Origin of the sequence: Paenibacillus sp. FSL H7-0442 (assembly GCF_038593105.1) — a bacterium.
Taxonomy (GTDB): domain Bacteria; phylum Bacillota; class Bacilli; order Paenibacillales; family Paenibacillaceae; genus Paenibacillus; species Paenibacillus polymyxa_D.
Genome location: NZ_CP151963.1, coordinates 4,246,799 through 4,268,241, shown reverse-complemented (window position 1 = coordinate 4,268,241; position 21,443 = coordinate 4,246,799). Strand labels below are relative to the sequence as shown.

Below are 21,443 nucleotides of genomic sequence, written 5' to 3'. Positions count from 1 at the left end.
GTGTTGTGTATGAATCAGTCAGTTGTATTTATGTATCCGGGTCAGGGATCGCAGTATTATCACATGGGAATTCAGCTGTACAAACATAATGATGTGTTTCGAGTGTGTATGGACACATTAAATGACCAGGTATACGGACTTATCGGGGAGTCAGTACTGGATATCATTTATGACCCGGGCCGTAGGGTGGGAGAACGTTTTGACCGTACGTTATACACTCATATTGCGATTTTTATGGTCGAATGCTCACTCACCAAGATATTTCTGAGTCATGGAATTGAGCCGAATGCTGTCATTGGAACAAGCTTGGGAGAATACGCAGCAACGGTAACCGCAGGAGTATGGAGCATGGAAACGGCTCTTCAAGCGGTCGTTCGACAAGCAGAGCTGCTTGAATCTACCTGTGCTGAAGGAGGAATGTTAGCCATTCTGCACAATTTGAATATATATTCGTCTGATCCGTTGTTGCGTGAGCTTTGTGAACTTGCAGCTGTAAATCATCAATCACATTTTATTGTATCAGGTAGTGCCCGAAATATTGATCGTGTAGAGCAATTGCTTAAGAGCAAGGAAGTTGTCTGCTTACGGCTCGCGGTTTCGCATGGGTTTCACTCGTCCTGTATTGATCCCGCGGAGAAGCCATACCTGAGCTATGTGCAGGAGCAGATCCTACATAAACCTGTGATTCCTTATGGATCAAGCGTATACGGTAAAATTATTGGACGACTGGAGCCAGATTACTTTTGGAAGGTTGCCCGTAAACCGATCCGATTCGCTGAGGCAGTAAGTTCTATAACACACGAACAAAAGAAAGGCATCTATATTGATATGGGGCCTTCGGGTACCTTGGTAAATATTGTGAAAAATCTGCCTATATATAATCAAAAACAAACGGCTTTGTCTATAATGACACCCTTTCATAAAGACTGTAATCAATTGGATGACATTATACGGCGTTATGCTGATTCAAAGGAGAATGGCGTATGTTAGCATTTGTTTTCCCTGGACAGGGCTCGCAGCGTAAAGGAATGGGTGAAGGATTATTTGAGGAATTTCCTGAGCTTACACGGCAGGCTAATGCCATTCTTGGTTATTCCATAGAGGAATTGTGTTTAGTGGATGCGTACAATCAGTTGCAACAAACGCAATTTACACAGCCTGCTTTATACACAGTTAATGCACTTATGTATCTAAAAACGTTGCAAGTAAGTGGTGTTTCTCCCGAAATTGTAGCAGGGCACAGTCTGGGGGAGTATAATGCATTATTTGCTGGAGGTGCCTTCGATTTTGCCACAGGTTTGAAGTTGGTGAAAAAAAGAGGAGAATTAATGAGTCTCGCCGCTGGTGGCAAAATGGCAGCCATTATAGGAATGGATATGAACAATATCCAACAAACTTTAACACAGAATAGACTGGACGGCATAGATATAGCTAATCTGAATTCTCCACAACAAGTAGTGATTTCTGGATTAGAAGAAGATATGGGGCGGGCAAAGTTGATTTTTGAGGCGACTTCTACCATTACTTATATCCCACTTACTGTGAGCGGAGCCTTTCATTCCAGATATATGGAGGAAGCAGGGAATAAATTTGCTGCTTATTTAGATGGGTTTGCATTTTCTAATTTAAAAATACCAGTTATATCGAATTTTAGTGCCAGACCCTACACTAAGTCAGAATTAAAATCAAATCTAGTTCGACAAATGACAAGTTCCGTAAAATGGTGTGAGACCGTGCAGATTCTCTTGGGGTTGGATCATGTGGAAATCAGAGAAATTGGCCCAGGTCATGTTTTGACAAGTTTGACGCAAAAAATCAAACAGGGAGCTGCTCCCATTACGTTATCTCGGGAAGAATGGAATTATAAAGAGTCTGAACAAATTCAACTAACCAATGACACTAGGACACCTACTAGTCCGCTAGTGTCTGGGATTACACCAGAGTTTCTCGGCTCTGAGGAGTTTAGAAAGGATTATGGCATCAGATATGCCTATCTGACCGGAGCTATGTTCAAAGGGATTTCATCCAAAGAGATGGTAGTTAAGATGGGCAAAGCAGGTATGATGGGCTTTTTGGGAACTGGAGGGTTGTCTATTCCTCAGATTGAATCTGATATTCAATATATTCAGCAGGAGTTGGATGAAGGACAAGCTTACGGAATGAATTTTTTACATACACCCGGCAAGCTTGATAGAGAAAGAGATCTTACGGAACTTTATCTCAAATATGAAATACGTAAAATAGAAGTTTCAGCATTTATTAATATAACAGAGTCACTAATCCGCTATCGTGCTAATGGTTTATACGATAAACCGGACGGAACGGTAGAGATTCGCAACCGCGTTCTCGCTAAGGTATCGAGACCGGAGGTTGCGGAAAACTTTCTGAGTCCGGCCCCTGTTTTATTAGTGGAGAAAATGGTCCAGGCTGGTCAAATTACGCAAGAACAAGCGAAAAGGCTGGCTCAGGTTGCAATGGCGGATGATCTATGTCTGGAAGCTGATTCGGGAGGACATACAGATGGCGGAGTAGCCTACGTATTAATGCCTGCTATCACGAGGTTACGTGACGACATGATGAAGAAGTATGAATACAAGAAAAAGGTGAGGGTCGGCGCAGCAGGTGGTATTGGTACTCCTGAAGCCGCAGCAGCTGCATTTATGTTGGGTGCCGATTTTATAGTTACCGGTTCTATTAATCAATGTACTGTGGAGGCAGGTACTAGCAATAATGCCAAAGATATGCTTGAACAAATCAATATTCAGGACACGACCTATGCTCCGGCAGGAGATATGTTTGAATTAGGGGCCAAAGTACAAGTTCTAAAAAAAGGTGTGTTCTTTCCAGCACGGGCTAACAAGCTCTATGATCTATATCGTCAATATAATTCATTGGAAGAGATTAGTGATAAGGATCAGAAGCAAATTCAGGAAAAATATTTCAAGCGAAGTTTTGATGAAGTATACGAGGAAGTTAGACGACATTATCCACAACAGGAGATTGAAAAAGCGGAACTAAACCCCAAGCGTAAAATGGCTTTAATTTTCAAGTGGTATTTTGCTTATTCGTCGTATTTAGCTTGCAGTGGGGAAGCAGACAATCGACTCGATTATCAGATCCAATGCGGCCCAGCACTGGGCTCATTTAATCAGTGGGTTAAAGGTACAAAATGGGAACGCTGGCAGCATCGTCATGTAGATGACATTGGCATCAAGATCATGACAGAAACAGCCCAAATACTGAATCGTAGATTTATTGCGTTTCATGGAGCAGTTTATGAGTAAAGTTCAATCGGGAAGAGTGAGGCGGATGAGATCCAAAAAGGCAGATATCGCGGTGGTAGGTATGTCATGCCGTTTTCCAGATGCTTATGATTATAACCAATTTTGGAATAACCTCGAAGAAGGTGTAGACTCTGTTCGGGAACTTCCTCCTGATCGCTGGGATGTGAAGACTTATTATGCAATGGATATGGACAAGTCTGGCCAAAGCATAAGTAAGTGGTGCGGTATATTGAACCATGTTTATGACTTTGATCATCAATTTTTCAAGATATCTCCTCGTGAAGCTATTCATATGGATCCTCAGCAAAGATTAATGCTAGAGGAAACTTGGCATTGTATTGAAGATTCGGGTATCTCTTTAGCCACACTTCAACATAAACAAACTGCCGTCTATGCAGGTGTTATGACAACGGATTATCGTCAAGAGATGATAGATACAGAGCATGGAATGGACAGTTATGCATGTTTAGGCAACTTTGAAAGCCTATTATCCAACCGCATTTCCTATACGTTTGACTTTCAGGGAGCCAGTCAAACTATCAATGCTGCTTGTGCTTCTTCACTTGTTGCAGTACATGAAGCGAAGCAAGCTCTAAGGCTTAGGAAATGCGACTATGCGTTGGTTGCTTGTGTGAATCTAAATCTTCATCCATGGAAATATGTCTCTTTTTCAAAATCTCGTATGCTAAGCCCTGATGGTATGTGCAGGGCTTTTGATCTCCATGCTAATGGTTATGTACCTGGGGACGGGGTAGCTGTTCTTTTGCTACAGCGTTTGGATGAAGCGGTTAAAGACCAAAATCATATCTATGGCATTATCAAAGGTTCGGACGTCAATCATTCCGGAAAAAGTCAGTCGATTACAGCTCCACGTATACAGGCACAGCAAGATGTCATCAAAGGTGCATATCAAGATGCAGATTTGCGTCCCGAAATGGTCAATTATGTGGAAGCTCATGGAACAGGCACTTCATTGGGAGACCCGATAGAACTGGAGGGTTTGACACGGGCGTTCCGAGAATTTACAGATAAGAAGCAATTTTGCAAGATTGGATCTGTCAAAACCAATATCGGCCATTTGGAGAGTGCTGCAGGGCTAGCAGGTATAATCAAAGTGTTAATGATGATGAAGCACAGAAAAATCCCCAAAACCCTCCATCTTAAGACTCTAAATCCGATCGTGAATTGGGCTAACTCTCCGTTTATCCCTGCAAATGGTTTATCATCTTGGGAATCCGTTGAGGAAGGCGGTCCATTGCGTGCCAGTGTCAGTTCTTTTGGTTTTGGTGGTGTTAATAGCCATGTATTGCTTGAGGAGTATCAGGGCGCCGAGACGGACGAGGTATTCAATACAAATAGAAGTGAATTTTTTGTTTTATCTGCAAAGACTCCTCAGGCATTGGAAAATTTACAAGAGGCATGGAGGACATTCGTTACCACTGAAGATTTTAAAGCTCACATTTTAAGCGATATAAGCAGTGTATTGCTAATGGGCAGAGAGGCATTCCAGTATCGTTGTGGCATACTGGTACACCATAAAGAAGAATTGAAAGAGAAACTGTTGGCTGACTATTTGCCTCAAATGAAAGCGACGAAATGCTCATGGGAACTGAACATTAGTAATCTCTCTTGGGAAAGTTATGCAGATATTGAGCCATTATATGTAGAATGTAGTTTATTCAAGCAGGTTATCGATGACGCCATGAAGACATTAAGAAGCTTGCATGTAGGCAGGAAAATAAGCAGTGGTTTCTTTCAGGAGTCCTGGATTGGGCTAGAAAAATCACTATACCAGTTAATTACAGGGTATGCATACGCCTTTTCATTTATATCTCTTGGGCTGACTCCGTCCGTCGTAACTGGACATAAAGATGGCTGGTGGGTTGCGATGGCTATAAGTGGCATTCTGACACTGGAGGATATACTAGCTGTAAAAACGGGGAAATGCGAGCTAAAAGACGTAATGTTTTCTTGTCCTGTTATTCCTATTCGGGAGCCAGTTATAGGTGAAATTTATGCTTCATTACAATGTAATGAAGCATATATCCATGATCTAATCAGTTTGACAGAACACGGAGTAAAAGAACAGTCAGGTTCTTCAGTATCCAAGTCACCAAATGATAATGGACTTCAAACATATATCCAAAAATCCAAGCTGCTATACCCTGTACAGTACACCTTTAAAGGGTACATTGACGATTGGGAATCGGTCATCCAAAAAGAGACAAGCTGCAGTATTGTCGGTATATTGTGTGATGAGCAGCTTTTAAATACAGGGAATGTAAACCACGATTTACTCTTGATTGTGCTTGCGAGTTCTCTGAGAAAGCTGTATCGAAAGTGGAATTTAGAGGAACAACAATTCATTATTGGATCACGATTGGAAGAGATAATGGACTTACTAGATGAGGGGATTTTGCCCAAGGAAACGCTTGTGCAAATAATGATACAAACCAATACAGTAGAACGAGCAGTTGAAATTATAAACAATAATTTGATGAAAATTCATCCTGAACGTAAATATCCATTAATGAAAAAATACTATCAGAATGAAATGAAAGTAGCTATGAATCCCGAATGGATCAGCAGGATAGAAAATGTAGATCATGATTTGTCACAACAAGCGGATGTGGAGGTTGTATATATAGACAGCTGCCATACGGTCGCTGACCCTGGCATACATTTTGGAGCAACAATCGATACAGTTACGCAGTTTTACCAAGGTGTTTTTCAGCTGTGGTTGAAAGGTGTACCTATTCGTTGGTACCGATTATTTCAAGACAAGCCATATCATAAAATTGGCTTGCCAGTGTACCCATTTGATCGGAATACGTTTCGGATCAATGGACGAAAAGAGCAGGTATTGGTAAACAATGCTTCCGAATTGGAGGACTTGAAGCTTAAGCAACTGCTGCAAAGTCTTGAAAAAGGTGAACTGGAAATTGATGACATCAAAAGGGAGATGGGGGATGCGTGGTGTCAGACGATCAATTCACAATAGATGAGATTTTACATTTGATCAAAGAAGGGAAGATGACTTCAGACAAAGGATTTGAGCAGATTCGTAAAATCAGAGATAGTTTGAAATCGACGGAACGAGCAACCACATACTATCAGCCATTGTGGAGAGAATGTCTTCCCAATTCCGACGGAGGAGTTCCCGAACAGGTCATCGTTTTCGGTACAGATACCGGCCTTTGGAATAGCTTGAAAAAACGCGGCATCAAGGCTGTACTTGTACAGCCAGGGGATGCCTATCGCTCTGTGCAAGGTGATATCTATGAAATAGACCCTTTGAATCCGAAGCACTATGAGATGTTGTTCAGCACCATAAAACAAAACCAGCAGACCGCCGAAGCCCTTATTTACGCTTGGTCGGACCAACGGTTTGTATCGGAAAAAGAAGAATTGCAAACCGAACTTGAGCGTGGAATCTATTCTTTGTTCTACCTCAGTAAAGCATTAATGAGGGAGTCTTTGCCCAAGAGATGTAAGTTGCTTTACGTTTATCAAGGAAGTGGTCAGCCGCAGAACGCGGCAGTATCAGGATTTGCTAGAACACTTCGAAAAGAAAATCCTGCATTGATATATGCTACTGTAGAACTTAGTGAGTCGGCTGAAACATCTCTTGATCAATTGTTAAGTGAATTTTCTGTGGATGATGAAGAGGTTGAAATTCGTTATCAGCAGCAAAAGCGGTTTGTACGTTATATGTCACTAATCAATGAATTAGGTACATCTAGCATTTCATTGAGGGAGAAAGGTACTTACATGATTACCGGAGGATTGGGAGGATTAGGCTCCATTTTCGCTGGATATTTGGCCAGTAAGTACAAAGCTCGTCTGGTTATCGCAGGACGTTCGCCTCTCACATCCGAACATGAGCAAAAGATCAAGCAATGGGAACGGTGTGGGGCAAGTGTTCTGTATGTGCAGGCAGATATTTCGTTGCGTGAACAATGCATTGCAATGATTGCCAAGGCGAAAGAGAGATTTGGTCATATTCATGGGGTGATACACGCGGCAGGCGTGCTGCGGGATGCGTATATTTTGAGGAAGTCTATTGATCAAATAGAGGAAGTACTGGCTGCTAAGCTGTATGGAACAGTGTGGCTGGATGAGGCGACCCGTCATGAAGAGCTGGACTTTTTCCTAATGTTCTCTTCCATTATGTCGGTCATAGGGAATGCAGGCCAGTGTGATTATGCATATGCAAACGCCTTTATGGATTATTATGCTCATCACCGTACAAGCATATTGCAGATGGAGGGACGCAGTGGAAAGTCTTTATTGATAAATTGGCCACTCTGGAAAGAAGGTGGAATGACAGTAGACGCCCCTACCCTTGCTTTCATGGAGAATACCATGGGAATTCTCCCCATCTCCACTGAAGAAGGGATAAGAGCATTTGAAGATGCGTTACATATGTCGGGAGATCAGATGATTGTTTTAAAAGAGAATCCGTCGAAAAAAATAAAATTGTTTAACTCCACTTCTAGTATTAAGGAGAAATTCTCGGCGAAGGGGCAACTTTCTGAATCGGATGAACAGATGATTTACCGTGGCTTGTGCGAGGATATCCGAATGATTACTTCGGACATTCTATTCGTTGATAAAGATACGATTGAAATGGATACCGACTACAGCGAATATGGATTTGATTCCATTTCTACCACTGATTTTATTAATCGGGTCAATCAAAAATTTCACTTGGAGTTGACTCCGCCTGTATTCTATGAATTTGTGAATATGGGCTCTTTTGTTTCTTATTTAAAAGATAACTATACAGAACGAGTGGCTTCTTTATATACTGTCAATTCTTCAACTTCTTCATTCCACTCGGATGAATCCGCGAAAGAAGCAGTAGTAGAACCAGCGGATATTCCATCGAATATTCCTGCTCAAGCCTTTGAGAACGCAAATGAACCGATTGCTATTATTGGTGTTGCTTGCAAGATGCCTCAGTCAGATAATCTTAACGAATTTTGGTTGAATCTGGAGGCAGAAAAAGATCTGATTACCGAAATTCCGCCAGATCGATGGAATTGGGAGGAATATGATGGCGATCCGACCAAGGAAATGGGGAAAACGAATATTAGATGGGGCGGTTTTATGAAAGACATAGATGCTTTTGATGCCTTTTTCTTTGGTATTTCCCCCCGCGAAGCAGAATTAATGGACCCGCGTCAGAGAATATTTTTAGAGACCGTTTGGAAAGTAATTGAAGATGCAGGTTACAAAGCTTCTGTATTGTCCGGCAGCAGAACGGGGATTTTTGTTGGTGCTGGAAGCTCTGATTATGACGATTTGTTAAAAGAGCACAAGATAGAAATGCAGGCGTACACACCGACAGGACTGTTTAACTCCATTCTAACCAATCGTATTTCATATTTACTGAATTTTCATGGCCCAAGCGAACCCATTGATACGGCTTGTTCAAGCTCTTTGGTTGCTATACACCGCGCTGTGGAAAGCTTGCGTAGTGGTGAATGTGAAGTTGCTATTGCTGGTGGCGTGAACGTATTGGCGAGTCCCAATCTATATATTGCTTTGGCCAAAGCCGGAATGTTGTCTGAAGATGGAAGATGCAAGACATTTGACAAGAAAGCGAATGGATATGTTCGGGGGGAAGGGAGTGCAGCGGTGATGCTAAAGCCCCTCTCACAAGCCAGACGGGATGGTGATCATATTTATGCGGTGATTAGAGGAACAGCGGTCAATCATGGAGGCCGTGCCAATTCACTTACTGCACCCAATCCAAATGCACAGGCAGATTTAATCGTAGATGCATGGACGAAATCAAGAGTGGACCCTTCCACTGTGAGCTATATAGAAGTACATGGTTCGGGAACATCTTTGGGCGATCCAATTGAAATTAACGGACTGAAAAAAGCTTTTGATGAATTATATACCGCTTGGGGACGGCAACCAACGGATAAAACCCATTGCGGGATAGGTACAGTAAAAACAAATATAGGTCATTTGGAATCAGCAGCGGGTATCGCAGGTCTAATCAAAATTGTACTTTGCTTGAAGCACAAAAAGCTACTTAAAACATTACATTATAAGGAACAAAACCCATATATCAAACTGGAAAATAGTCCGTTCTACATTGTAGAAAACACGAAAAAATGGGAAAAGACAGGATATGATATTCCTCGACGTGCAGGTGTAAGTTCCTTTGGTTTTGGTGGGGTAAATGCCCATATGGTTGTAGAAGAATATAAACAGAGCTATGGTCGTAAACCAAATGAACCACAAATTTTCTTGTTTTCAGCCAAGAACAAAGACACACTTTGTCACTATATTGAGGAAATTCGTACATTTTTATTAAAACCTGAAGCCAATATGGGTGACATCGCTTTTACGCTCCAGATCGGCAGAGAAGCTATGGAGGAAAGACTAGCTGTGGTTGCGTCAAGTATCGGGGAGTTGGTGGGGAAACTAGATCTGTATCTTCAAGCGAAAAGCAATATAGAAAATGTTCACACGGGAAATGTAAAGTTAAGTAATTCCTCTTTGCAGGTTTTGATAGAGGGAGAAGAGGGAGCTGCGTTTATGAACCTGCTCCTGAGCAAAAAGAAGTTGGAAAAGCTTGCCCAGTTATGGGTGAAAGGTCTGGATATTGAGTGGACATTGTTGCATTCTCATACCAGACCGCAGCGAGTATCGCTTCCTACGTACCCTTTTGAAAAACAACGATATTGGGTGCCAGTCACAAAAATAGAAGAAATCACAAAAGAAGAGCGTGTATCCCGTCTACATCCATTACTGCATGAAAATACTTCTATCTTATCGGAGCAGCGGTTTTGCACAGCTTTTACCGGGCAGGAATTTTTTGTGAAGGAAGAACAGGGGGCCGACTATAAGATTGTTCCTGCAGAGGTCTTGGTAGAAATGGCAAGAGCGGCAGTAAAGTGGTCAACCGAAACCCAAGCGGAAGAGCATAAATATATTCAATTGGAAAATATTGTTTGGGGAAGCCCCGTTTTAATTCAAACAGCAACTATTCAAGTAACCATCGCACTCTATGCCGAGGATCACGATGAAATCAGCTTTGAGATTTATCAGGCCGGAAAGCAAGAGCAAGAAATGGAAATATTTAGTCAAGGTTATGCCAGTCTGAAAGATAGCATGGACCTTAATTATGTTGATTTACAGGCCGCGCGTATGGATTGCAATCAACAGCTGTTATTGTCTGTTGATCACCTGCCGGAAATTGGGGATATTTACGCAGGTGCGGATATGATCCTAGTAAGGCTGTCATTACCACACAATATGTCTGAATCCATACAGTCATATGCGGTTCATCCTAATTTGATTCATGCAATTACCCAATTGTCTGCGATATGGCAGACTCACATGGAAAATAAACGTTCCCATGCTGACATATCCTATCATCCTGTGTCCATAAAAGAACTTGACATCTATCATTCCTGCACATCCAATATGTGGGCTAAGCTTCAATATGCTCCCAATAGGGGGAATGAGGATTGTATACCGTCACTGGATGTAGAAATGTGTGACGAGCAGGGGAAGGTATGCATACGTATCAGGGGGCTGGTAACGGTGTCAAATGAATATCCTGCTATTCAGATCGGATTCTGATTATGTTCTTGGAAGAATTCAATTATAGAAAGGGTTTTGGCCATGACAAGTACAATGATGCTTGAGCCGAGATGGAAAGAACAGGCTATCACAGAGAAGAGAACGCTGTCAGTACATTTTCGGCATGTTGTCATGCTTTGTGAGATGGATCCATCTATGTGTGAACTCATAGATGTTCAGCTTAACGGAACAACTTGTATTTCTCTACAGTCCGAACACACTTCTGTAGAAGAGCGGTATCAGGCTTACACCGTTCAGGTATTTGAAACTATCCAGCAGTTAATTCAAGACCGAACTTATCAGGATATCCTTGTTCAAATTATAGTTAGCCGTGAAGGTGAAGGCAGGCTTTTTACAGGGCTTGCCGGGATATTGAAAACGGCGCAGCTTGAATATCCAAAACTATCTGGGCAGCTGATTGAAGTGGATACGAATGAAGACGAGGGCCTTTTGATTCAAAAACTTGCAGAAAATAAGAATAGTCCGTCAGATAGTCATATTCGTTATATCAATGGGAAAAGGCAGGTTATGCATTGGGAATTTATATTAGAGGACGAAGGTATCCAAGATTGGTTGGAACAGGCTACACCATGGCGAGATGGTGGTCTGTATTTAGTGACAGGAGGTACTGGAGGGTTAGGAAAGATTTTTGCCAGAGAGATTGCGGAGAATACACAATCTTCCACTATCATTCTTATGGGTCGTTCTCCTCTGGATGAGCATAAGGAGAAGTGGATATGTGAGCTTCAGAAGTTAGGGGCACATGTTATTTATAAAAACCAGGATTTGAATGACAAAGAGGGAGTAGTTGAATTCATAAATACCATAGAGAGAGAGTATGGTCATGTTAACGGTATTATTCATAGTGCCGGGATCATTCAAGATCATTACATTGTCAATAAAAATTCAGAAGAGTTTAGAGCTGTCCTTGCGCCCAAAGTGTCAGGATTATTGTGTTTGGACGAGGCAACCAAAGGCATGCAATTGGACTTTATTATATTGTTTTCATCAGTGGCTGGTGCGCTTGGAAACCCCGGTCAGGTCGATTATGCTGCAGCAAATGCATTTCTGGACGCCTATGCAGGCTACCGGAATGATTTGCGGGAGCTTGGATCTCGGCATGGTCGGACGCAATCCATAAACTGGCCACTGTGGAGAGAAGGCGGCATGCAGATTGATGAATCCATTGCCAAAATATTGGAAGAGCGTACGGGGATGTTCCCCATTTCAACAGAGACAGGCATTCGAGCTTTCTATAAAGCATTCAGTCTGGGTCAGGAACAAATAATGTTGGTCAAAGGGAATCGGTTAAAAATAGGTGATTATTTGAAAAGGGGTATTGATGGGCAGTCTGCAGCTGCAATTATAAAACAGCCAGTGGAAGTAGACCATGAACGGCTAATGGAAGAAACAGTGTCTAAGCTCAAGTCGTTGCTTGCAGAGGAAATAAAATGGGATGAAGAACGTATTGATATCTTTGAACCATTAGAAAGTTACGGAATTGATTCTATACTCATCTTGCAGCTAAATCAGAAGCTGGAGCGTATTTTCGGGGAATGTTCAAAAACTATCTTTTATGAATGTAGGACTTTACAAGAATTAGCCCTTTATTTCATTTCTAATTTTCGGGAAGCTTGTATACTGTGGACAGGATTGACTTCCTCATATGCAGCTCCAGAGGAATCTTTGAAAACAGCAAAAGATGTCCGGCAGAGAGGACCGGTTCTGGTGCCGCGTCATGGAGCTAAGCGAAAATCCCGAATTGGAATTCCGTCGTCAACTGAAAAAGAGGTGGATCCAATTGCCATTATCGGTATAAGTGGTCATTATCCTCAAGCAGATCATCTACAAGAATTCTGGTCCAATTTAGTAAGTGGAAAAGATTGTATAACAGAACTGGATGAGGAACGATGGGAGCTGGACTCTTTTTATCATCCGGATCGTGAAGAAGCAATTCTTCAAAATAAAAGCTATAGCAAATGGGGGGGATTTGTCCGAGGATTTGCTGATTTTGATCCTTTGTTTTTTAATATCTCTCCTCGGGAAGCTATGAGCATGGACCCACAGGAGCGCTTGTTTATACAAGCTTGTTGGGAAGCACTGGAGGATGCAGCTTATACACGCGAGCAACTGAAGACACGTCACCAAGGAAGAGTGGGTGTATTTGCGGGAATTACCAAAACAGGATTTAATCTGTATGGGCCAGATATGTGGAGGCAGGGAGAGACTTTGTTTCCGCATACATCATTCAGTTCGTTAGCGAATCGGGTGTCTTATTTGTTGAATTTGAATGGACCTAGCATGCCGATTGATACAATGTGTTCATCATCTTTGACAGCTATACATGAAGCTTGTGAGCACCTTCGTCATGGTCAATGTGAAGTAGCCATTGCAGGAGCCGTTAATCTATACCTGCATCCTTCCAGCTATGTACAGCTATGCGGACAGCACATGCTGTCGGTGGATGGAAAATGTAAAAGCTTCGGGCAGGATGCCAACGGATTTGTCCCCGGGGAGGGAGTGGGCGTATTTATATTAAAGCCGTTGTCCAGAGCGACAGCAGATAAAGATCATATTTATGGCTGTATCCGTGGAACAAGTATAAATCACGGCGGTAAAACGAATGGATATACGGTCCCTAATCCATCTGCTCAAGCAGAGCTTATTCGGACTGCTATGGATAGAGCGGGTATAGATGCTCGAGCCATCAGTTATATCGAAGCTCATGGAACTGGAACTCTCCTAGGAGATCCTATTGAAGTTACCGGACTTACGCAAGCGTTTAGGGCATCTACGAAGCAATCACAATTTTGTGCAATTGGCTCAGTTAAAAGTAATATTGGACATTTGGAAGCGGCTGCTGGTATGGCAGGCATGACTAAGATAATTTTACAAATGAAATATCGAAAAATTGTACCCACTTTACATGTGAAACAATTGAATCCCAACATTCCTTTTTCAGACACTCCATTTGTGGTTCAAAGGCAATTATCGGATTGGAACCGTCCTGTGGTGGAGATGGATGGGGAGCGAAAGGAATATCCTAGAATCGCTGGCATCTCCTCTTTTGGAGCGGGTGGGGCCAATGCACATGTAATTATGGAGGAATTTACGGAACCTGTTGAATCCATAGCTTCATTTGATGTGAACTCAGGTGAAAAAGCCATCGTTGTATTATCCGCAAAAAATGAAGACAGGCTGTTTGCAAAGGTACATCAGCTGCTGGCTTTTATAGAAGAAGGGCAAATTCAAGATGATCATTTACGGAACGTGGCTTATACCCTTCAAGTAGGTAGAGAGGCTATGGAGGAACGTTTGGGTTTGATGGTGGGTTCTGTCAAGGAACTGGAAGAAAAACTCAAGTTGTTTTATGAGAAAAAAGGAGATTTTAAGGATATTTATAGGGGGAGAAGCAAGCGTAATAAAGAGTCGGTGATGTTGCTATTAGCAGATGAGGATATGAAGAAAGCCGTATCGGCATGGATTCAGAAGAAAAAGTACACAAAACTTCTGGATCTTTGGGTAAAGGGAGTAGATATCGATTGGACTCAAATATACGAAGCGGACATTCCTAAAAGAATGAGTCTTCCAGTATATCCGTTTGCCAAGGAACGGTACTGGATATCCGAACGGTCCCGAACTGACATAAAGGACAGCGTATATTCTTCAGCGGCAGGATCGGCCTATATTCATCCGTTGCTTCACCGCAATACATCAGATTTAACTGAGCAAAGATACAGCTCCACATTTACGGGTGAGGAATTCTTTTTGACTGATCACCAGATCAGAGGACATAAAGTCCTGCCAGGTGTGGCACATTTGGAAATGGCAAGAAAAGCCGCAGAGTTGGCGACAAACATGTCTTCAGCAGATCAACTTACCATCAAATTAAAAAATGTGGTATGGGCCAGTCCGGTGATGGTTGATACGCTGCCTGTTGAAGTACATATCGGATTATACATGGAGGATGGAGGAGAGATTGGTTATACCATCTACAGAAAGTCTGAGGATGGTTCGGATAATTTTGTAAACAGCCAGGGCCGAATCGAAATATGCACGAACATCAAAACACAAACACTGGATATCTCAAGTCTACAAGCAGCCTGTAATCAAACTAGCATGACGGGGGCAGCTTGTTATGAAGCTTTTGAAAAAATGGGTTATTCTTACGGTGAAGGACATCGAGGAATTGAAGTGCTCTATGCTGGGACAGATCAGGTTCTAGCGAAACTGCGTCTGCCACTGGTGACGAGTGGTTCAGGGAAGGCATATGTTCTGCATCCGGGTGTGGTCGATTCAGCATTGCAGGCAACCATCGGATTGCTTAGTCAGCGACAGACAGGGAACAATCCACTTTTGCCGTTTGCCTTACAAGAAATTCTTATCTTACAGTCCTGCACTTCTACCATGTGGGCGTGTATTCGTTACAGTGAAGGATATGATGCAGGAAGCTCATTGTTAAGAGTGGATGTCGATATCTGCGATGATGCGGGGAATATCTGTATTCGAATGAATGGACTTACTTCAAGAATTTTAAAGGAAGAAGTAACGGATAAGCCCGATATTTCTACATTAATGCTGTCACCTGTATGGAAACAGCAAACCATTGAACAGGCAGTCCTAACTACGGAATGCATCAAGCACGTAGTCTTGCTTTGTGAACCTGATGAAAGATGGATAGGACCAATACGAAAAGGACTTCGTGATGTGGTGTGTGTCTCCCTGCTTTCCAAGGCCATACATGCGGTAGATAGATATCAGGATTATGCATTACAGGCATTGGGAGAAGTACAAAAAATTATTCGAGATCAGGCCAATGGACAGGTGCTAGTGCAGATTGTAGCTTTCAATCCGCTAGAACGTTATATGTTCACTGGCCTATTAGGCTTGCTCAAAACCGCGCAAATTGAAAGCAGCAAAATTATAGGACAAATGCTGGAGATTAGTACAGTTGAAACGGCGGATCAACTTATTAGAATGATTACAGAAAACGCTCAATGCTCACCGGGTCTGCATGTTCGTTACCATGAGGAAAGACGTTGGGTCTCGGAGTGGGAGGAAATTAGTAGACAGTCCGAGGCCATGAAGCCTTGGAAGGATAATGGAATATATCTGATTACCGGTGGTGCAGGGGGATTGGGACTTATTTTTTGCGAAGAAATGGTAAGAAACTCTCGCTGTCCGACTGTGATTCTCGCTGGGAGATCTCCACTGAATGAACTTGTGAAGTCCAAACTAACTGAATTTGAAGCATCCGGGGCTAGAGTTTTATACAAAAGGACAGATATTACAGATCGTCAAGCAGTCCGTGTGTTGATGGAAAGCATTAAAGAGGAGTTTGGGGCTTTAAATGGTATTATCCACAGTGCAGGTGCGATCTACGACAGTTTCATTTTGAACAAGCAGGCGGAAGAAGTAAAGAAGGTAATGGCTCCCAAGGTTGCTGGCACATTGTATTTGGATGAAGAAAGCCAAGAGTTTGATTTAGACTTTTTTGTTCTATTTTCATCTGCTGCCGGGATTTTGGGGAATGCTGGACAATCTGATTATGCGATGGCCAATTTGTTTATGGACAGCTACGCTGAATATCGGTCCGGATTGGAGACTTCTTGTCAGCGAAAAGGACAAACTCTGGTAATGGATTGGCCCCTTTGGAGGGACGGAGGTATGCGTATGGATACGGATACCGAGAAGTTCATGCTACAAAATACTGGCATGCAGTCAATTAGCATTCAAACCGGATTGGATATTTTTTATCAGGCCATGTCTTCAGGGAGAAAACAGGTTATGGGCATATATGGTCAGGTTTCGCGAATGAGGGATAAACTGCTTACCTTAAAAAAAGCGAAGACCAAGCCGATTCAACCACGTTCGACAGCTGCTGATAGTACGGAAAAACTGTTGCATAAGGTGCTTATGATTTTGGCGGAAGCAATATCCAATGTTTTGGATGTGAATGCTAAGGATATTGATGATGATGCTGAATGGGGAGAATATGGATTTGACTCTATTTCATTAACTCAACTGGCTAATCGTCTTAATCAGGCTTACGAATTGGATATAACGCCAGCTCTATTTTTTGAATATTCAGGAATTCGGGAATTTGCGAAGTATCTGTTACTAGAACACCGTGACTTTTTCAATTGGCAGGCGCCAGAGCAACTAGGGTATGGAGAAGCATTGCCAGAACCATCGGAAACGAAAAATGACTTAGGAGCTTGGAAATGGGAAGAAACAGCAAGCCTTCATTCCAGACGTATGAACCCCAGATTTGTTGCTCCTGTCCTACAAGAACATGCAGTTCTGGAACCAGTGGCTATCATCGGAATAAGTGGAATTTTCCCTATGGCCGAAAATGTAGATGAGTTATGGCAAAATCTTGTCCAAGGTAAAGACTGTATTACTAAGATTCCTCGTGAACGCCAGGAATGGGGCACCTGTGATCCAGGTGTGAATTCGGAGGTGCCGTGGGGAGGTTTTATAAGTGGAGTGGATGAATTTGATGCCCTGTTCTTTGGGATTACTCCTCGAGAAGCCGAACTGATGGATCCTCAGCAGCGTTTGCTAATGACCTATGTTTGGAAGGTTTTAGAAGATGCTGGGTATTCGGCTAAAGCAGTATCAGGAACCGGAATGGGATTGTTTGTAGGCACAGGAAGAACTGGCTACAGTGAGCTGCTTACCAAGTCTGGTACAGTCGTCGAGGGATATTCATCCACAGGGAAGGTGCCCTCCGTGGGACCGAACAGGATGAGCTACTTTCTTGATATTCACGGTCCTAGTGAGCCTATTGAAACTGCTTGTTCCAGTTCTTTGATTGCAGTTCACAGAGCAGTTCAGGCGATCAGAAATGGTGATTGCGAAACGGCTGTGGCAGGCGGCGTTAATACGCTGCTTAGTCCGGAAGATTATAAGAGCTTCCATAAAGCGGGGATGCTCAGCAAGGATGGAAGATGTAAGACCTTTTCGGACCAAGCGAATGGTTACGTCAGAAGTGAAGGAGTTGGTATGATACTCCTCAAAAAATTGAAGGATGCTGAACTGGACGGTGACCATATCTATGCAGTTATTAGAGCAACGGGAGAAAATCATGGAGGAAGAGCCAACTCTTTGACCGCGCCTAATCCGAAGTCACAGGCAGAATTATTAAAATCTGTGTACCAAAGGGCTGGGATCAGACCTGATACAGTAGGTTATATCGAAGCTCACGGTAGCGGTACGCCTCTAGGAGATCCTATTGAAATCAATGCACTGAAGCAGGCCTTCCAGGAATTAAAGAATCGGGATCATAACGGTAGTGACAAATCCGGCTATTGCGGATTGGGAACTGTGAAAACTAATATCGGACATTTGGAGATGGCGGCTGGCATCGTTGGTTTAATTAAAGTTGTGTTGCAAATGAAGAATCAAACGCTTGTGAAGAATCTGCACTTAGAGACAGTGAATCCGTATATTGAGCTGGAGGAAAGCCCCTTCTATATCGTTCAGGAGACCTGTAAGTGGGAGCCTCAGTTGGATAATGAGGGTAAGGAGCTGCCAAGACGAGCAGGAATAAGTTCCTTTGGTTTTGGAGGAGCGAATGCACATGTGCTGGTGGAGGAATATATTCCGCAGGAGAACCGTAAGGAGCATTTCGGAGCAACACCGCGCACACCCGTAATGGTTGTTCTGTCAGGTAAGGATGAGCAGCGGTTGCAAGAGCAAGTGCTTCAATTGCTTGAAGCGATGGAGCAGGGGGATTACGGCGACGACAGGTTGGAGTCCATCGCCTATACCCTACAGGTTGGACGGGAAGCCATGGAAGAACGATTGGGACTGATCGTGGAATCCGTCTCGGATTTAGCAGCACAGCTGAGGGAATATGCGGAGCATCAGAAAGCTGGCAGATGGTTTCGCGGAAATGTCAAACGCTATAAGGAAACGATATCCGCCCTGGAGACGGATGAGGATATGCAGGAGACGATCCGTCAGTGGATTTATAAAGGGAAATATGCCAAGCTGTTGGATTTATGGGTTAAGGGGTTGAGCATGAACTGGCAGGCGCTGTACGGAGAGAACCGGCCGTGCCGTATCAGCCTACCCACATATCCATTTGCGCGGGATCGGTACTGGGTTCCGCAGGCGGAAGGGAAGGAAGCGGCCGGGCGAAGCCGGGAGGATACGGATTCTCGATTGCATCCGTTGCTGCACCGGAATATTTCGGTATTGTCGGAGCAGCGGTATAGTTCCACTTTTAGCGGTGAGGAATTTTTCCTGACGGATCACAGAGTGCAGGGACGTAAGATGCTGCCAGGGGTAGCCTATCTGGAAATGGCACGAACAGCGGTGGAGCAGGCGCTGGAGGGGAAGCCGGGAGAGTGGATTACGTTGCAATTACAGCAAGTGACCTGGATGCAACCGATCACAGTCGAAGAGCAGCCGGTAGAGGTAAGGCTCCGTCTGATGGCGGGCGAGGAAGGTGACATTGGTTATGAAATCTACAAGGGATCAACGGGAGCCATGGAAGATGTGGTGTACAGCCAAGGAACTGCTCGTGTGGTGACAAACGTGGAAAGCGTGCGGGAGGATATAGCGAAGCGGATTGCGGAGCACCGGGCTGCGGGTGCACAAGAGGTGCCGATTACCGCCTGTTACGAAGCGTTTGCGGCGATGGGGATTGAATATGGAGCAGGCCAGCGCTCGCTGGAAAGCGTGCAGGCTGGAGCGGACCAGGTATGGGCAAGAGTGTCGTTACCTTCTGGTGTGTCGGTAACAGCCCACGATTACGTGCTTCATCCCAGCTTGATGGATGGGGCGTTGCAGGCAGCCATTGGGCTGACCCTACTGGGGCCGCAAGAAAACACAGCGGGCGCTCCAGCCCTGCCATTTAGCCTGCGGGAGCTGACCGTGTACGGTCCGTGTACAAGCCAGATGTGGGTACACATGAGCGAAGAAGGGGAGCGAGTACAGGAAGAGCGGGTGCAAAAACGGAGTGTGGATGTCTACGATGACACAGGCAGGCTATGCGTAAGTCTACGCGGATTTACCTCACGGCTGCAGGGAGGAGGTTCGCGTTCTTTAACGCAGCCTTTGACGTATCCTTTGGCACCGTCTGAAGTAGAAGTGGCAGCAGAGAACGTGATTGTAGCGCCCGTATGGGAGCCGTGTAGGATCACGGAAGAAGCGGACCCTTCCGGGTCTGCTCAGAGCGACATAGTTCTGATTGGCGGGAGCCGGGAGCGACGGGAAGCTGTGATGGCATACTACCCGCAGGCGCAGGTTGTGGCTCTCCATGCCGGAGAGCCGGTGGAGGACATTCAGGGGAAACTGGAGGATTGCGGAAGCATCCGCCATGTGATCTGGATCGGTCCGGAAGCGGAAATCCCGGCCCTAGAAGAGAAGCGGATTATTGAGGGCCAAGAAGATGGGGTAATCCAGTTATTCCGACTCGTCAAAAGTATGTTGCAGCTGGGGTATGGACATCGGACGTTGGAATGGACGGTGATTACGGTTCAGGCCCAACCGGTAAATAAGTACGACGAGGTCGATCCGACCCACGCGAGTGTACACGGTTTTATCGGTTCGATGGCAAAGGAATATAGCCATTGGAAGGTTCGGTTAGCGGATATGGAAGCGGGAGTGGAGTGGCCATGGTCTGAGCTGCTGTTCCTGCCGCCCAATGCAGAAGGAGACGGGCTTGTGAACCGGGAAGGAGAATGGTACCGCCAGGAACTTGTCCCTGTGACGATGGAAACGGGTTATCCAACGCGCTACCGCCATGGGGGCGTGTATGTAGTCATAGGTGGAGCGGGGGGATTGGGAACCGTCTGGAGTGAATATATGATCCGTACGTACCAGGCACAGATCGTTTGGATCGGGCGGCGGACAGAGGATGAAGCCATTCGAGGCAAGCGGGAACGGTTAGCGGAGATAGGACCCGAGCCGATGTATATCGCAGCGGATGCATCGGACGAGACCGCCTTGGGAGAAGCGTGTCGATTAGTACGTCAGGCGTATGGAGATATCCATGGTGTGGTACACTCGGCGATCGTGCTGTCAGACCGGAGTTTGGGACAGATGGAGGAGGAGGAATTCTGTAAATCGCTGCGGGCTAAGGTAGATGTGAGCGTACACCTGGCGAGAGCATTTCAAGGAGAAACATTGGATTTTGTATTGTTCTTCTCTTCCTTTAACGCATTCACCAAGGCAGCGGGACAAAGCAACTATGTGTCAGGCTGTACCTTTAAGGATGCATTCGCGCACCAGCTATCCGTAGAGTGGTCGTGTGAGGTGAAGGTGGTGAACTGGGGGTATTGGGGCCAGGTTGGGGTAGTATCAGGAGAACGATACCGCAAGCAGATGGAGCGGCTAGGGATCCAATCCATACGGACGGAAGAGGGGATGCGAATATTGGAGCAACTGGTATCGGGACAGCTGCACCAGTTGGGGGTCATGCGAACGACAGATCCGTTGGGAATCAAGGAAGTGAACTGGGGTGAGTTCATTACAATGTAGGTATGGTGCGCACAGATTTTTAAATTTCATGGATAATGCAACGCGGCGAAAGGGCGG

At 44.4% G+C, this 21,443-nt stretch carries 5 protein-coding genes; all 5 read left to right on the top strand.

Annotation, left to right across the window (positions count from 1 at the left end; genetic code table 11):
• Positions 1-9 precede the first annotated feature (9 nt).
• The 5 genes from MHH57_RS18735 to MHH57_RS18715 are packed head-to-tail and all read left to right on the top strand — an operon-like array spanning position 10 to position 21,386.
• Positions 10-990, top strand: a complete 981-nt coding sequence (locus MHH57_RS18735) for an acyltransferase domain-containing protein (protein WP_029514835.1) — start codon at positions 10-12, stop codon at positions 988-990.
• Positions 984-3,284, top strand: coding sequence for an ACP S-malonyltransferase (fabD, locus tag MHH57_RS18730; RefSeq protein WP_029514837.1), 2,301 nt, complete (start codon positions 984-986; stop codon positions 3,282-3,284). The genes MHH57_RS18735 and fabD overlap by 7 nt, the downstream gene beginning before the upstream one ends.
• On the top strand, positions 3,277-6,285 hold the full coding sequence (locus MHH57_RS18725) for a beta-ketoacyl synthase N-terminal-like domain-containing protein (protein ID WP_341071163.1): 3,009 nt from the start codon (positions 3,277-3,279) through the stop codon (positions 6,283-6,285). Before fabD ends, MHH57_RS18725 begins: the two co-directional genes overlap by 8 nt.
• Positions 6,261-10,892: a type I polyketide synthase gene (locus MHH57_RS18720; RefSeq protein WP_342434394.1), complete on the top strand. Its 4,632-nt coding sequence runs from the start codon at positions 6,261-6,263 to the stop codon at positions 10,890-10,892. The genes MHH57_RS18725 and MHH57_RS18720 overlap by 25 nt, the downstream gene beginning before the upstream one ends.
• 42 nt (positions 10,893-10,934) lie before the next feature.
• Positions 10,935-21,386 carry an SDR family NAD(P)-dependent oxidoreductase gene (locus MHH57_RS18715; RefSeq protein WP_342434393.1) on the top strand — a complete coding sequence of 3,484 codons (10,452 nt, stop codon included), beginning with the start codon at positions 10,935-10,937 and terminating at the stop codon, positions 21,384-21,386.
• The last annotated feature ends 57 nt before the right edge of the window (positions 21,387-21,443 follow it).